The following is a 15816-nucleotide window of genomic DNA, read 5'->3' as shown; positions in this document are numbered from 1 at the left end:
AGACCGAACGTGGCAAAACACGAAAAGATTTCAGAAGCGGTCGTCCGTCGTTTGCCGATTTATCTGCGTTACCTCAGTTATTTGCAGCAAGTTGAGGTGACCACCGTTTCCTCCCAACAGATGGGCAAGAATCTAGATGTGAATCCTGCCCAAATCAGAAAAGATCTTGCAGCTTTTGGTGATTTTGGAAAAAAGGGAATCGGCTATGATGTCGATTATCTGGTAGAAAAAATCCGTGAAATTCTGAAGCTAACGGATGAAATCCGTGTCGCTTTGGTCGGAGCTGGGCATTTGGGCCATGCCATTAGTAACTACAACGCTTATTTGAAAGATAACATGCGGATTGCGGCCATCTTTGACAGTAATCCAGAGAAGCAGGGTAAAAAAGTCGCAGGTATACCGATCCAGCCTTTAGTAGAGCTGGAAGAAACGATCGTAAACAAGCAAATCAAGCTAGCGATTATTACGGTACCGGCACCTGCAGCGCAATCCGTATGTGATCAGTTGACTCAAGCGGGTATCAGGGGGATCTTGAATTTTGCCCCTACGACGATTCGCGCAGGAAAAGATGTTCGCATTCACTATGCGGATGTGACGTCCAACCTGCAAAGCTTGGCCTACTATTTGACGTAAGAATGGAGTGTATACTATGAAAAAGACGATCCTCATTCACGCAACAGTCATTACCGTTAACGATACGAATGAAGTCATTTACGATGGTGCCGTAGCATTCGAAGGCAACAAGATTACGTATGTGGGCCCAACTCCTGAAGACCTGTCGGAAGCGGGATACGATGAAGTCATCGATCAAAAAGGTGATTACATACTGCCTGGCTTAATCAACACGCATGGACATGCTGGTATGTCCCTGCTACGCGGTTATGCAGATGATTTGCCGTTGCAACAATGGCTTGAAGACAAAATGTGGCCATTGGAGGCGCAATTCACGGGCGACACAGTAAAATGGGGTACCCAATTGTCGCTTATCGAGATGATTCGTACCGGAACCACCACGTTTGTGGATATGTATGATCATATGGACGTCGTAGCGAAGGAAGTCGATGCAGCTGGAATGCGTGCTCGCCTTTGCCGCGGTATGATCGGTCTGTGCTCCGAAGAAGAACGTCAAACAAAGCTGAAAGACGCGACTCTATTTGCAAAAGAATGGCATAATCAGGCGGACGGGCGTATTACCGTCATGATGGCACCGCACGCGCCGTACACGTGCTCACCAGAATTTATTACCCAAATTATCGAAAAAGCCGATGAGCTTTCCTTGCCGCTTCATATCCATATGTCTGAAACTGCTTGGGAAGTCGGTCAAAACGAGAAGGACTACGGGCTGCGCCCAGTTGCTCATTTGGAAAAGCTGGGAATGTTCAATCGCCCAACACTCGTTGCGCACGCTGTTCACCTAACGGATGAAGAAATCGACATTTTGGCAAAATACAACGTGAGAGTTTCTCATAACGTAGTGAGCAACCTGAAGCTGGCAAGCGGTGTTGCGCCTGTTCCGAAAATGTTGGCAAAAGGTGTAAGCGTGTCACTGGGTACCGACAGCTCGGCAAGCAACAACAATTTGAATTTGTTTGAGGAATTGAAACTCGCTGCGATCCTGCACAAAGGTGTGAACAACGATCCAGTAGCCGTACCAGCAGAGGAAGCACTTCGCATGGCTACTCGTTATGGCGCAGAAGGGGTATTCCAAGAGGAAACGCTCGGAAGCATTGAAGTAGGCAAGCAAGCTGACTTGATCGTACTGGATAGCCACCAAGCCCATTTCCACCCGGCACACCAACCGATTTCACACGTGGTGTACGCAGCAAATGGACGCGATGTGAAAGATACGATTGTAGCGGGTAAATTCTTGATGCGTAATCATAAGCTGTTGACCATCGATGAGGAGCGCGCGATTTACGAAGCAAACCGCGTATTCCAAACGTTAAAACGGTAAAAGGCTCCTGTCAGGTGGGGGACAGGAGTAAGGCAGTGCAGGTGTAGGTAGGGGAATTGGATACTACGACGTTCCGTTGTTCGTTTTCGCCACAGCTTTTGTCAGGAGATGATGGCGAAAATGAAGAGTGGGTGTGTGCGACCATTGACGCAAGGGAGACGACAATCCTGCCCAGGAGACGCGGTATTCCTGTAACAGAAACCCAAGTATGTCAGGAGATGTGGTTTGTTGCGAAGATGTCACGCGCTCACCTCCTCGGGGTGTATATGTAGTATGACCGCCCGACCTTAAGCTATGATTAGCAACTTTTCCGTGTCGTTCTAAAACCTTCCCGTATAGCATAGGCTAAAGACAAAAATGGGACAGGGGGGACGACATGTACATCCGGCCCAAAATGCTGTGGTGGCTGATTCCTATCCTACTCGGTCTATTTCTGCTTGGGATTGTATTGGGGACAGTAAGTCGATCAGACAATACAGACAGCACAGATACTGCGTCTGCGGTCAGACAAACAGCAGGTACGGAGCAGACAGCGACGACGGTAGCGGAGCTTTTGGAGCAGATCACGAAGGACGAGGAACGCTCATTTCTGGTATACATGCAGGATCAGACCTTGCATGGGCGATATCAAAATGAGCAATTTCAGCTCACAGGAGAAATCGGTGGTCACCAGCTTGAAATAGCCAGAAAAGATGGGCAGCCCGTATCGGTACGAATTGATGGACAGATACAGGATCATGCCGCACTGCCGTATGCGATGTTCACCCCGTATGAGCACGCAGTATTGCTCAAGGGAGTTTTGCAATCGGTTAGTCCTGAACGCGTTGAAGATACTGCCGGGCAAGGCTGGAGTGGATATCGGATAGCGGTACCACCTGAGGAAGTCTCTTCGTTATTATCGATGTGGTTAGGTCCATCCTTCCCTATTCAGGATTTGACTTCGAACGTAACGAACGGAATGAAAGTCAATTACCAACTATGGTACGAATCAACTACGGGGCAGCTTCGCCAACTGGAGCTGGATTTGCAAATACAAACGGCAGTTGGAGTGAAGAGAGACCAGCTTCGATTCCGATTGTAATGTCAGCCACGTAAAGGAGTTACTTTGCTGTGTTAGTACGAATTATCCTATCAATCGTAGCCGTCATTTTACTTACGGGAGCTGGGTTCGCCTACCACCTGACGGCTTCTGTAGCAGGAGAGCGCAATCAATTTGAGGAAACCGTTCGTCAGTGGGTCCAGGATCGCACGACAATCACGGAGATTGAATCCATTGATGAATATCGAGGCAAGGAGAGCTACGCTGTCGTCATTGGGAAAAATAAGGCGGGTACACAGGTTGTAGCCTGGATGACAGATCAGAAAGTTAGCTTCGATCGAATGGATCTAGCTGTTCCCAAAAAGAATGTAGAAGAGGCGGTTTACAAGTCATTCCCACAATCGGAGATCACTCATTTGGTTCCAGGTCTCGAAAACGATAAGAAATTTTGGGAAGTCACTGTTAAAGACAAAGACGGTCGTTTTCACTATATTCACTATGATCTATTCACTGGTGCTCTGTTAACCTCATACGTGCTCGCGCCAACCTAATACGCTTGCTTGACGACAGGTCTTTTCCTTATGGGAGAAGGCCTGTTTAGCATTCCATCCAACATCTGTATAAGAAATTGATATACTCGTGTGATATACTGGGGACGTTGCAGAGAGAGAAAACGAGAACGATATTTATGGGGGGAGTAGCCGTGCAGTTGAAAAAGAGCGCAATTGGATTATCTTTGGTGGCAACCTTGGCACTCCTGTTCGGAGGATGGTTCTTGTATCAAAAGATGGAGATTGAGGAGCCAATCCGTGCAGAAATTGGACAAATGCAGTCCGCAACATTGGGCAACTTGGAGATCAGCAAAGATAAAATTCAAATAGATGTAACTGTTACAAAACCAGACGCGTTTCCAGCAGAATATCGCAATCTGCTAACGGAAACACAAAAGATTGCAGGGGAAAAAGAAGTGATCATTGACATAGACAATCAGTCGACAGCGATGAACGATATATGGCAGAGCGGTCAATTTGTGTTTACAGAAGCAGTGGAGTTGCATGAATATAGCCGCATTCCAGCCCTCGTGGAACAATGGAAAAAAGGGAATCAGCTGGACGAAGCATCTGCATTGATGGATGACGAGAACATTTATGTTTACTTGAAAAAAGGAACGGAGGATTTTTACACTATCATCCCCCGTTCCATTGAAAAAGAGGTGACGGCACGTGCGTAAGGAAGTACTGATCGGCGTCGTACCTGCACTGTTGATTTTTCTTGTTTTTCTAGGTGTAAATATTACGCCATTCTTGGTGTTCGGAGCCGTATTGGGGGCGATTTACTTTCTGGTCATCCGTCAGCAAAATGGACAAGGCGGAAATGTCGCCCTCGGTGGGAAAAGAAAAGCAAACAAGCATGAGCTTCCGAAATCGGACGTGCAGTTTGCCGATATCGGTGGACAGGAACGCGCTAAAAAAGAACTGAAGGAATCGCTTGATTTTCTCGTATACAAGGACAAAATTGAGCAGTACGGGATTCGTCCGATCAAAGGTGTTCTTTTGACAGGTCCGCCTGGTACGGGTAAGACACTGATGGCGAAAGCGGCAGCGAACTATACAAATTCTGCTTTTGTGGCGGCATCAGGTTCGCAATTTGTAGAGATGTACGTGGGTGTCGGTGCACAACGCGTCCGTGAATTGTTTCAAGAAGCGAAGGCATTAGCAGAGAAAAATGGGCAAGACAGCGCGATTATTTTTATCGATGAGATTGATGTCGTCGGTGGGAAAAGGGACGGTCAACAGCAGCGTGAATATGATCAAACATTGAATCAACTGTTGACGGAGATGGATGGTGTAGCTACGACCGACAAGCCGCGGATTTTAGTCATGGCAGCTACGAACCGGAAAGACATGCTCGACGCAGCGCTATTGCGCCCTGGGCGTTTTGACCGTCATATTAGCGTTGATCTTCCAGACAAGCCTGCACGCGAGCAGATTTTGACGATTCATACGGCCAATAAACCACTTGGCGAAGACGTCACACTGGAAAAAGTGGCACAGGAGACATTCGGTTTTTCTGGCGCACAGCTGGAAAGTGTAGCCAATGAAGCGGCCATTTACGCCATGCGTGATCGTCAGGTCAAGATCACTGCGAAGCATTTTGCTTATGCCGTGGACAAGGTCATGCTCGGAGAGAAGGTAGACCGTCAAGCGTCAGAGGAAGAGAAGAAACGTGTTGCTCTCCATGAAATAGGCCATGCCATTGTTAGTGAGATCGTGCGACCAGGCTCTGTCTCGCAGGTCACGCTGAGTCCACGTGGCAAAGCACTAGGATACGTTCGACAAAATCCAATGGAAGACCGCTATCTGTATACCAAGGAAGCGATGGAAAAACAAATCATGGTTAGCCTTGGAGGAGCCGTAGCGGAGGAAATCTACTACGGTGGGCGTAGTACTGGATCGAAGAATGACTTCGAGCAAGCGTTAGGAATGGCACAGGAAATTGTACAAAGCGGTATGTCGGATCTGGGTATTGTACATTTACAATACGTGGAGAAGAGTCGTATTCATGACGAGGTTGAACGTCTGCTTGAAGGATTGCTCGGAGAAACTCGCAATCTTTTGAGACAGTTTGACTCCGTATTCCAAACAGGCTTGTACACATTGATGGAAGCGGAAGTTCTGCAAGGCGATGAATTCAGAACGCTTTTGTCTCAAACGAAAGAAGAAGTTGCTGTATAGATGAAGAGAAAGAACCTGCTAGCCAACGGGAGAGTTGGCCAAGCAGGTTTTTTGTGTTTGCTGGAAACTTAGGCCAATAAGGATGAAACAATTTTGTAGACACGGTGCCAAATAGGGAAATGGATGAATATCCTACAAAAGTGATACGGGAATGAAATCAGGAGGCAAGGAGACCCTATGGCCAATGTGAACCGGCGAAAAGCAAACAAAAGTCTGAGCAAAACCTTTAGGCAGACCATGCACGAGTTACCGCTCTCATATACATCATCACCCGATCGGGAGTGGATGGAAGACCTCGAATTAAATCTGCTTGAAAGTAATTTGGAGAGCGATCAGAGAATCCCTCCCCTCTCTGCTGCCACACCGAAAGAGCAACAACAACCGATTCCCAAAGTACCCAAGCAGGACCTATCCTCCAAACAGGACTCGTTTTCCAGACAGGATTCAACTTCCAGACAGGATTCAACTTCCAGACAGGATTCAACTTCCAGGCAGGATTCAACTTCCAGACAGGTTTCAACTTCCAGACAGGATACAACTTCCAGACAGGTTTCAACTTCCAGACAGGTTTCAACTTCCAAACAGGATACAACTTCCAAACAGGATACAACTTCCAAACAGGATACATCTTCCAAACAGGATACATCTTCCAAACAAAGCTCAACTGCCAATCCGAACTTTTATTCGAAGGTCATCAAAGACCGAAATGATGATCGTGTCCAATCATTTGTCTATACAGACGACTTGACAGATCAATCGGTGACAACAGAAAAAATTGCGAACCGTGCCATTGACGCGTCCAAGATTAAGCAAGGCGCCGTGGATAATTCGATTTTGAAGGATTATGCCGTGGACAGCAGCAAACTCGCGGACATGAGCGTAACCTCCACAAAACTCGCACCGCATGCGATACTGAGGGATCATCTGGGGCGGGGAATCGTAGACGGTGAGCATTTGCAGGATTATTCGATATCCGCGCAAAAATTGATCAATCATAGCATTACGTCGGAGAAGTTAGCTGATAAAACCATCGACTCCATGAAATTTGCCGACCACTCGATTCAGAGTAAGCATATTCAGGAGCAAGCCATTACGAATGAGTTGATCCAGGATCAATCGATTACCTCGGAAAAAATAAAGATGGGGACCATTCAAACAAGTAACCTAGCAAATTATGTGATCAACACAGTGAAGCTTGAGGATGGAGCAGTCACAGGAGATAAATTACGCGATGGAGTAGTCACTTCGACGAAGATAGACGAGGATGCAATTGAGTCTCAACATATCCGTGAAGGCTCCATTTACCGTCATCACCTCACTGAAGATCTAATAGATGGCAGTAATATTAGCCCTGGCAGCATTACGAATCATCACATCGCATTTCAGGCCATTTACAACCAGCATTTACAGCCAGAAGCGGTGACCAGTGATAAAGTGGGGCCAAATGCGATTTTGACTGAGCATTTGCACAACAACAGTGTCACGACAGAAAAACTCGCCAAAGAATCAATCGGTAGTACACATTTACAAGCTGGCAGTGTCCTATCGAGCCACTTGCAAGACGGTATGCTGACGTCCAAAAAAATTGGGGATCAGCAGGTTACTACTGGCAAAATAGCCGACAAGGCTGTCACTATCGACAAATTGGCGAACAGGAGTGTAGGAGAGAAACACTTACTCGACGAGAGTGTGAGTTCACGACATCTGATTGACGGGTCCATTCGTGCAGAAAAGTTGGCAAGAAGATCTGTAGAAGAACATCATTTGGCTGACAGACTCATTGGGGGCAATCATCTACGCGAATACATCATCCACACGCAACATCTGCATGACCACTTGGTGACCACCTCAAAATTGGCGCCGGAATCTGTTTCCACAGACAAAATTTCAGACCTAAGTATTACGACAAGCAAAATTGGAGATGCCGTCATCACAGCCCCCAAAATAGCCAAAGATGCGATCAAGACACGCCATCTGGGCAGAGCAGCCGTCACAGGGGAAAAGATCGCCGAAAAAGCAATATCGTCTACACATCTCAACAGTCATATCATTCAAAATGAACATCTCCAGGGTAACTCCATTTCCAAGGAAAAATTACAGGAAGGCAGTGTCACCCGAGAGAAAATAGCTGACCAGAGCATTGATGCGAGCAAGCTAGATAGCCATTCGATTCATGGTGCTCATGTCATAAAAGGCAGCTTGGATGGAACTCATATTATGGAGGGGACGCTCAAAGGAAATCATCTCGTCACCAGAAGCATAACAGAACAGCATCTGCAAAACCGGATCATTACGCAGGAAAAACTGGCAGAGGACTCCGTGACCGGTTCCAAAATTGCGCCCAAAGCTGTCTCTACGCTTCACATTGAGAATGAGTCGATTACGGCTGAGAAGCTGAGCTTTCCGGTCATTGAAACGCATAATCACGTAGGAGTAACCTTTCAACAATACGGTTTCGTCCCATTCAGACTTTCTGCCACTAGCAAGTCCACAGATGTGACCGTTCGTTTGCCACAGCCATATGCGGATACACATTATTGTATGGTGGCGATGACAAATCAACCGGGGATATATACGTCGCTCAAATACACCAAGAGGACTTCAGCGATCATCACCGTGTTTCGCAATCAAGAGGGTCAAGAAGCGACTGGTGTGATTCACTGGATCGCGATTGGAGAAAAAGGAGTAGGTGTCCCACACGAAATATTGGAATGGTCAACGGAGAGGGAGCAACTGGAGGCAGAAGAAGTCGACGAAGATCAGATCGAGGAAGATCAAGACATGGATGATGAAGACATGGATGATGAAGATACCGATGATGAAGACACGGATCATGAAGACACGGATCATGAAGACACGGATGATGAAGACTCGGATGATGAAGACACAGATTATGAAGACTCGGATGATGAAGACACGGATTATGAAGACTCGGATGATGAAGACACGGATCATGAAGATTCGGATGATGAAGACACGGATTATGAAGACTCGGACGATGAAGACATGGAAGATGAGGACATGGACGAGGATGACATGGATGACATGGATGACATGGATGAAGATGAAGAAGATACGGATGAAAGTGATCTCGAGCAAGATTATTATGAAAGTAGTGAAGAATACGATAGCGATATCGAGTATGATAAATAATTCGGTAGGAAACAACAATGGGGCGAGTGGATGATTCAGAAGCGGGGAGGCCGATGTAGAGATCAGGTCTCCCAAATGCACATTAGTTTACATAATTAATTTATGGTTAACATTATACCAGGAGACTTTCATTGAATTTGCAGGTCCCCAATAGTATAATTATCAGGTATACTTAGTCTGTATTTGCGTGGCATGGTAAATGGAGGGAATCATTCAATGTTGACGACGATTGCCCGAATCGGGCAGCATGTTGGACAAGAAGTACGTCTGGGTTGCTGGTTATACAACAAACGCAGCAGCGGCAAGATTCAATTTTTGCAGCTCCGCGACGGCTCCGGCTTCATCCAAGGTGTAGTAGTAAAAGCGGAAGTAGCGGAAGAAGTGTGGGAGAATGCATCGCAGCTCACACAAGAAAGCTCACTTTACATAACCGGTGTAGTTCGTGCGGATGACCGCGCACCAAGCGGTTACGAACTGACAGTAACAGGTGTGGAAATTATTCAGATCGCCCAGGAGTATCCGATTTCCTTGAAGGAACACGGTGTTGACTTCCTCATGGACCATCGCCACCTGTGGCTGCGTTCTCCACGTCAGCGCGCAGTCATGGCTGTGCGTTCCGAAGTGATTCGCGCCATGTATGAGTTCTTCCACGAGAACGGTTTCGTAAAAGTAGACCCACCGATTTTGACACCGACCTCTGCGGAAGGTACCACGAATCTGTTCCATACGAAATATTTTGAGGAAGATGCGTATCTCTCGCAGTCCGGCCAGCTTTATATGGAAGCAGTCGCTATGGCGTTAGGTCGCGTTTACTCTTTCGGTCCAACTTTCCGTGCCGAGAAATCCAAGACACGTCGTCATTTGATCGAGTTCTGGATGATCGAGCCGGAGATGGCTTTCGTGGATCATGAAGAAAATCTGCGTATTCAGGAAGCGTTTGTATCTCATGTGGTACAATCGGTATTGAAAAACTGTGAGCGCGAACTGAAAACGTTGGAGCGCGATACAACAAAACTGCAAAATGTAACGGGGTCGTTCCCACGCATCTCTTATGATGATGCGATCAAACTGTTGCAGGAAAAAGGTAGCGAGATCAAATGGGGAGACGACTTCGGGGCACCGGATGAGACGATGATTGCGGACCACTTCGACAAGCCTGTTTTCATCACCCATTATCCTACCGAAATCAAGGCTTTCTACATGAAGCCACACCCTGAACGTCCGGAAGTGGTTCTGTGCGCGGACATGATCGCACCAGAAGGCTACGGTGAAATCATCGGGGGTAGCCAGCGGATTGATGATCCAGAACTCTTGGAGAAACGTTTTGCTGAGCATGAGCTTTCGGAAGAGGCATATCGCTGGTATTTGGATCTGCGCAAATATGGTACAGTTCCTCACTCCGGCTTCGGTTTGGGTCTGGAGCGTACGATTGCATGGATTTGCGGTCTGGATCACGTGCGTGAAACCATTCCATTCCCACGCATGCTGAATCGTCTCTACCCATAGAGAGTTCCTTTATCACTCAACGATCTACACCCTGTTGCGCGAGGGCAGCAGGGTGTTCCTATTGTTTGACAGCGCGTTTTACGCACTCCCTTGTTATTCCAACCCAGAGGTGAATATGCGTTATGGACTCCCATATATTGCAATTGTTGCAAGAAGGAGCAACATCCGTCTCCAACCTTCTTTTGAAAATGTATAAGCGTATGTCATTGACTGATGACGAGATGATGCTATTGATTCATCTACTATCCTTTCAGCAGGAAGGGAATCGATTCCCGACCTTAACAGAGCTGGAGGAACGCATGTCCATGACGAGCAGGAGATTGATTCAATCTCTACAAAAGCTATTAAAAGAAGATTGGATTACGATAGATGAGTTTATCGATCCACAAACTGGTATGCGTCATGAGCAATACAATTTGACCCCCTTGTACAAAAAGCTGTACCAGACCTGGCGGGAGCAGCAAGCAGACCCGAGAAGCATGGAGCCCTTTATGGAAGTGGCCGTTTCTCTGGATGCCGAACCTGTTGCTATTTACGCTCGCTTTGAGCAGGCATTTGGTCGCCCGCTAGCACCGTTTGAATTGGAGAACATCCATATGTGGACCGAACAGGACGGCTATCAGGAAGAATTGATTTTGACCGCTTTGCGTGAGGCTGCAACTGTCGGCAAACTCCACATCCGCTATATCGACAGGATCTTGCTCGAATGGCAAAAGCAACAGATTACAACCGTAGAACAAGCACGTCTTTACAGCTTGAACTTCCGTAGACAAGCAAATATGAGAGACCACGGGCAACCGCTTTGATTTCATCCAAATCAAGCGGTTTTTTCTATGTCACCGTACACGTACCCATTTTCCTTGTCTGTCATAACATATTACGTAGATGCAAGCTTCAGGAGGCGATGACTTGTGGAAAAACGGAAAAAATGGGATCTGTCTCATTGGGTAACACCAGGTGTGTTTTCAGGAAGTTATGTCGTAGATGAGGCAGTTCAACGTATTTCAATCGTAAAAGCCAATGAAAAACAGGAAGAGGAAGTAACGGAAAACGTCCAGGAGTTGGTCGTAAATACAACAGTTGAGCAGACTAAGGAACTGGTCTTGGAGCCTACCTTCGAAATTATTATGAGAGAAGCCGATGAGGCAGTCGTAGAACAGGTTCACAAGCTTGAGCATGAAGTGTTGGAACTGAGAGAGGCGCTGGCTTCGTGGGAAGAAAGATGGGAGAAGCTTGAAGAGAACCATACAAAACAATTGCAGTACTTGTATCAAGTAGTTCTTTCACTGAAAAAGGAGTGGGAGATCGAGCGAAATGAACATCGCAATTATTAGTCCGGGTCCCTTTTCTGTACCACCGGTCAAAGGAAGCTCGGTCGAACACGATATTGACGAGGTCACAAAGATGATCGAGCCAATTCATAACGTGACGATCTACACTCGTCAATGTGCGACCTATCCGACCTCATCCGTGGAAGAAAACCGGCAGTTCATTCGCGTCCCGTATCAAGGGCCAAAGCCTTATTTGCGCCGGATTATTAATCATATCAAGAAGAACAAGCCAGATGTCATCCTCGTGGAAAACAGACCGATCTATGTTCTCACATTAAAACGCCATTTTCCCAAGATCCCGATCTTTGTGAATATGCACTCTCACGTGTATGGATCACAGCCGATCATCAGCAAAGAAAATATGCGGCGCACCGTTCGACTGGCAACAGGTTTTATTACGAACAGTGAATTTTTACGTCAACATTTTATTCGGACGTGTAAGATTCCTGCAAATAAAATTCATGCGGTTCACCTTGGGGTCGATGTCACGCCTTATCAGGTTGCAAAGATCGCGGTCAAAAAAATGCGTCAAGAACTCGGATTGAAGCCAGATGATCGCGTCTTGTTTTATGCCGGCAGACTCATGCACGGTAAAGGAGTGCACGTGCTGATCAAAGCCTTTCGCCAGGTGAGCAAACAAGACCCGAAAGCCAAACTCGTCATTGTAGGCGGTACGGGATACGGCAGTAATCGCCTGAATCCGTATGTTCGAGAGCTCAAGCGACTTGCGAAGCCTTTGGGTGAAAAGGTGCGTTTCGTCAATTTCGTACCATCCGCAAAAATGCCGCTTTACTATCAAATTGGGGATGTCGTGGCGACACCATCCGTTTGGAAAGAAGCGTTTTGCCGTGTCAATTTAGAGGCGATGGCTTCCGGAAAGCCCGTCATTTCCACTCCACGAGGCGGTATTCGTGAAGTCGTTGCCCACGAGAAAAGTGGCTTTATCATTCCGCCAAAAGATTGGAAAAAAGGATTGCCTGCTGTCTGGGAACTGTTGTGGAGTTCACCTGCCGTCCGGAATGAAATGGGCAAACAGGCCCTGCAACGTGCTAAGTTTTTTTCTTGGTACGCGACAGCGCAAGGCTATCTGAACGTGTTTGAAACAGTTGTTCCAACGCGAAGTGAAGAGAAACAACCGCTTTTAAAAACAGGTTAATTCGAACGGAAAGGATGTAGGTGGTTGCCTTTTCTTTCGCTAATGTGGACGTCTGCCCTGTCCAGCTATCCAGATACGCATACCTTATAAGTATCGCAGAGCAAAACTGGGGAGTGATACTTGTGAAAGGGTTAATCTTGTGTGCTGGACGTGGGTCGCGACTGCACCCCTTTTCCTATTCGCAACCGAAAACCCTCCTCCCTGTGGCCAATCACCCGGTCTTACACTATTGCATTCGCAAACTGCGTGAAGTGGGCATTCAGGACATTGGCATCGTGATACATCCTTCTCAATCACAGATTCCTCCCATGGTGGGCGATGGTAGTCAATTCGGGGCTACCATTACGTTTATCAGGCAGGAGGTACGACTGGGAATTGCCCATGCTGTCCAGCTAGCGCAACCGTTTTTGCAAGACGAACCGTTTATCTTGCTACTAGGTGATAATTTATTGATGGATTCGCTTCACGGACTTACAAAAGCGTTTACGAAGGGAAAATCTGACGGTGTCGTGATGCTAAGTAAAGTGGAGAGACCACAGGATTATGGGATCGCAGAAGTACAAAAAGGACGACTAATCTCTGTAGAGGAAAAGCCACGTCAGCCAAAGAGCAACCTGGCAGTGATTGGCGCATACCTGTTTACGCCACCTATTTTTGAGTCGATTGCTACCCTGCAGCCATCTCCCCGAGGCGAACTAGAAATAACGGATGCGATTCAATCGATGATTAATCGCGGATTCAAGTTGGCTCACTCCGTCACTAACGGAAAGTATTCGGATGTGGGAACCATCGATCGCTGGCTGGAGGCTAACCAGTGGATGCTTACGAGGGAGCTAGGCAATCAACATCAAATTGGCAAAGGAACCATAGTGAAAAATGCGAAGATTACGGGTCCTGTACTAATCGGTGATAATTGTGTGATTGAAAATTGCCAAATCGGACCGTACGTCTCGATCCAAAATGGCGTAAGCTTGAGAAATTGCTCGCATATCGAAAATAGTATCTTGCTGGAAAACTGCTCGTTGCATGACATTGCATGGAAAATAACAAACAGCGTTTTCGGCCGCTCATCGATGATGACGGGTCAATCTTCTAACAGTACGGGAGTATTCATTGTAAGCGACAAATCGTCCATTTGCATTCCGGCTGTCAAGAGGGAGGACGTATGAATCCGACCTTTACTGTAGTCATTCCGGCATACAATCGCGCCAAGTTTATTCGCAAAGCCATCAACAGCGTCTTGAATCAAACCTCAAAAGATTGGAAGCTGTTGATCATTGACGATGCGTCCACCGATCACACCAGAAGTAAAATTGAAAAATATTTGTACCATCCAAACATTATGTATCATCGAATGGAACAAAATTCTGGAATCGGCAAAGTCATGAATCAGGCCTTGTCGATGGTGGATACCCCTTATCTCGTACAACTCGACTCCGATGACTGGTTACCGAAACGAACGCTGGCAGTGCTCAAAAAGTACATTCACAAAAGCAAGAAAAGCACAGCTCTGTTCTATGGCAACATGAACATCTGGAAAGTTAGGCGCGGAAAGTATACCAAAACGATTAAGGTGAACCATAAGTCATTTCATAACAAATACCAGTTTCTGAAATACAATCGCTGGATGGTTTCTCCACGTTGCTATCGCGTAGAAGCCCTGCACAAAGTGGGTGGTTGGGATACCTCGGATCGATACGAGGGAAGGATTATGGAGGACCGGCGAATCATTTTGCGATTAATTGAAAAGTATCGGGTGAGATACATCAATCAAATCCTATACAACCGGACGAAGCATAAAGGTCAGCTCACGGACAGCAAGATGAAGTTCCGCCGTAATTATTTGCGAAAAAAAACATTCAAATTTTATCTGAAAAGGTGGGGCAAGAAATACAAGGCCATCTATGGTTACAAGAACGGATATTTAGTCATTAAAAGGCTGAAGAAAGTGAGGCGTCGGAGACGATGAAGAAAGCTCTTGTCACCGGCTGTGCAGGTTTTATTGGGTCTCATTTGACACAGCGCTTGTTGAACGATGGCGTGACAGTCATCGGCATTGACGGGTTCATCGATAACTACGATGTTGCTGCGAAGCTGCGGAATCTGGCCGAAATAGGAAAACATCCTGCCTTCACCTTCCACTCTACCTCGCTTCAGACTGGGCGTTGGGACATTTGGCTCGAGAACGTCGACGCTGTTTTCCATCTCGCTGCCTTGCCGGGCGTGAGAAACAGCTGGGGAAAGTCCTTTGCCGATTATGTTAGCCATAATATTTTGGCTACACAAGAGTTGCTAGAGGCTTGCTTGCAAAGACCGAAGCCACCTATCATCGTGGTCTCGTCTTCTTCCTCGGTTTACGGGACGATGCAAGGGACCGTAACCAATGAAAATGCGCCTCTTCGCCCAGTTTCCCCTTATGGTGTGACCAAGGAAGCGATGGAGCAAATCTGCTCGGTTTATGTAAAAGCTTATGGACTCCCGGTTAGCATGCTTCGCTACTTTACGGTATACGGCCCCAGACAGCGTCCCGATATGGCTTTTCATCGTTTCTTTCGTCAAATGATGAAAGGCGAGCAGGTCATTATGTATGGTGATGGCCAGCAATCACGAGACTTTACGTATGTGACAGACGCGGTAGAGGCGAATCTACTGGCTGCACAGCATGCTGTTCCCGGTGACATTTTTAATGTGGGGGGAGATCGGGAAATCAAGCTCATCGATGTGCTATCCATCATGGGCACGTTAATGAATCTGACCCCTCGCATTACGTTTCAAAATGGGCCGGCCGGTGACTCCTTACGAACCTGTGCGGATATCCAATTTGCCCAACAACGCTTGGGGTACAAACCAAAAGTGACGCTAGAAGAGGGCCTTCGCCATCAATTAGCAGAGATTCGTTCGCAATCGAAGGGGTAACACCCGTCATCAAGGAGGCCAGTTGC

Annotated in this window: 15 protein-coding genes; 14 read left to right on the top strand and 1 reads right to left on the bottom strand. The window is 47.0% G+C overall.

Annotated elements, in window-relative coordinates; genetic code table 11:
• Positions 1–9 precede the first annotated feature (9 nt).
• Both HP399_RS18105 and HP399_RS18100 read left to right on the top strand, forming a co-directional pair.
• Positions 10–633: a redox-sensing transcriptional repressor Rex gene (locus HP399_RS18105; RefSeq protein ID WP_173617899.1), complete on the top strand. Its 624-nt coding sequence runs from the start codon at positions 10–12 to the stop codon at positions 631–633.
• 16 nt (positions 634–649) lie between these two features.
• Entirely contained in the window at positions 650–1954 is a 1305-nt protein-coding gene (locus tag HP399_RS18100) for an amidohydrolase (RefSeq protein ID WP_007723137.1), read from the top strand.
• A 63-nt stretch (positions 1955–2017) separates the two neighbouring features.
• Here HP399_RS18100 and HP399_RS18095 read toward each other — a convergent pair whose 3' ends face one another.
• Complete coding sequence (locus tag HP399_RS18095) at positions 2018–2197, bottom strand: hypothetical protein (RefSeq protein ID WP_173617898.1); 180 nt, start codon at positions 2195–2197, stop codon at positions 2018–2020.
• Between the two features lie 133 nt (positions 2198–2330).
• Here HP399_RS18095 and HP399_RS18090 point away from each other — a divergent pair, with 133 nt between their 5' ends.
• The 12 genes from HP399_RS18090 (at position 2331) to HP399_RS18035 (ending at position 15790) form a co-directional block, all read left to right on the top strand.
• The gene (locus HP399_RS18090; protein ID WP_173617897.1) at positions 2331–3035 is read left to right on the top strand and encodes a hypothetical protein; all 705 of its coding nucleotides are present in this window, start codon (positions 2331–2333) and stop codon (positions 3033–3035) included.
• A gap of 29 nt (positions 3036–3064) precedes the next feature.
• Positions 3065–3544, top strand: coding sequence for a cell wall elongation regulator TseB-like domain-containing protein (locus tag HP399_RS18085; RefSeq protein WP_007723133.1), 480 nt, complete (start codon positions 3065–3067; stop codon positions 3542–3544).
• Between the two features lie 152 nt (positions 3545–3696).
• The gene (locus HP399_RS18080) at positions 3697–4224 is read left to right on the top strand and encodes a hypothetical protein (protein WP_173617896.1); all 528 of its coding nucleotides are present in this window, start codon (positions 3697–3699) and stop codon (positions 4222–4224) included.
• On the top strand, positions 4217–5728 hold the full coding sequence (locus tag HP399_RS18075) for an AAA family ATPase (RefSeq protein WP_173617895.1): 1512 nt from the start codon (positions 4217–4219) through the stop codon (positions 5726–5728). Before HP399_RS18080 ends, HP399_RS18075 begins: the two co-directional genes overlap by 8 nt.
• A 177-nt stretch (positions 5729–5905) precedes the next feature.
• On the top strand, positions 5906–8881 hold the full coding sequence (locus tag HP399_RS18070; RefSeq protein ID WP_173617894.1) for a WIAG-tail domain: 2976 nt from the start codon (positions 5906–5908) through the stop codon (positions 8879–8881).
• A gap of 216 nt (positions 8882–9097) precedes the next feature.
• Complete coding sequence (gene asnS / locus HP399_RS18065; RefSeq protein ID WP_007723123.1) at positions 9098–10387, top strand: asparagine--tRNA ligase; 1290 nt, start codon at positions 9098–9100, stop codon at positions 10385–10387.
• Between the two features lie 122 nt (positions 10388–10509).
• The gene (locus tag HP399_RS18060; RefSeq protein ID WP_007723121.1) at positions 10510–11193 is read left to right on the top strand and encodes a DnaD domain-containing protein; all 684 of its coding nucleotides are present in this window, start codon (positions 10510–10512) and stop codon (positions 11191–11193) included.
• Between the two features lie 105 nt (positions 11194–11298).
• Positions 11299–11721, top strand: a complete 423-nt coding sequence (locus HP399_RS18055; protein ID WP_173617893.1) for a hypothetical protein — start codon at positions 11299–11301, stop codon at positions 11719–11721.
• Positions 11702–12874, top strand: a complete 1173-nt coding sequence (locus HP399_RS18050) for a glycosyltransferase family 4 protein (protein ID WP_173617892.1) — start codon at positions 11702–11704, stop codon at positions 12872–12874. The genes HP399_RS18055 and HP399_RS18050 overlap by 20 nt, the downstream gene beginning before the upstream one ends.
• Before the next feature lie 122 nt (positions 12875–12996).
• Positions 12997–14043 carry a glucose-1-phosphate thymidylyltransferase gene (locus HP399_RS18045; protein WP_173617891.1) on the top strand — a complete coding sequence of 349 codons (1047 nt, stop codon included), beginning with the start codon at positions 12997–12999 and terminating at the stop codon, positions 14041–14043.
• The gene (locus HP399_RS18040; protein WP_173617890.1) at positions 14040–14843 is read left to right on the top strand and encodes a glycosyltransferase family 2 protein; all 804 of its coding nucleotides are present in this window, start codon (positions 14040–14042) and stop codon (positions 14841–14843) included. The genes HP399_RS18045 and HP399_RS18040 overlap by 4 nt, the downstream gene beginning before the upstream one ends.
• On the top strand, positions 14840–15790 hold the full coding sequence (locus tag HP399_RS18035; RefSeq protein WP_173617889.1) for an NAD-dependent epimerase/dehydratase family protein: 951 nt from the start codon (positions 14840–14842) through the stop codon (positions 15788–15790). Before HP399_RS18040 ends, HP399_RS18035 begins: the two co-directional genes overlap by 4 nt.
• The last annotated feature ends 26 nt before the right edge of the window (positions 15791–15816 follow it).

Source organism: Brevibacillus sp. DP1.3A, from assembly GCF_013284245.2.
GTDB lineage: Bacteria > Bacillota > Bacilli > Brevibacillales > Brevibacillaceae > Brevibacillus.
The sequence above is the reverse complement of the archived record's forward strand: the minus strand, read 5'-3'. Positions and strand labels throughout refer to the sequence as shown.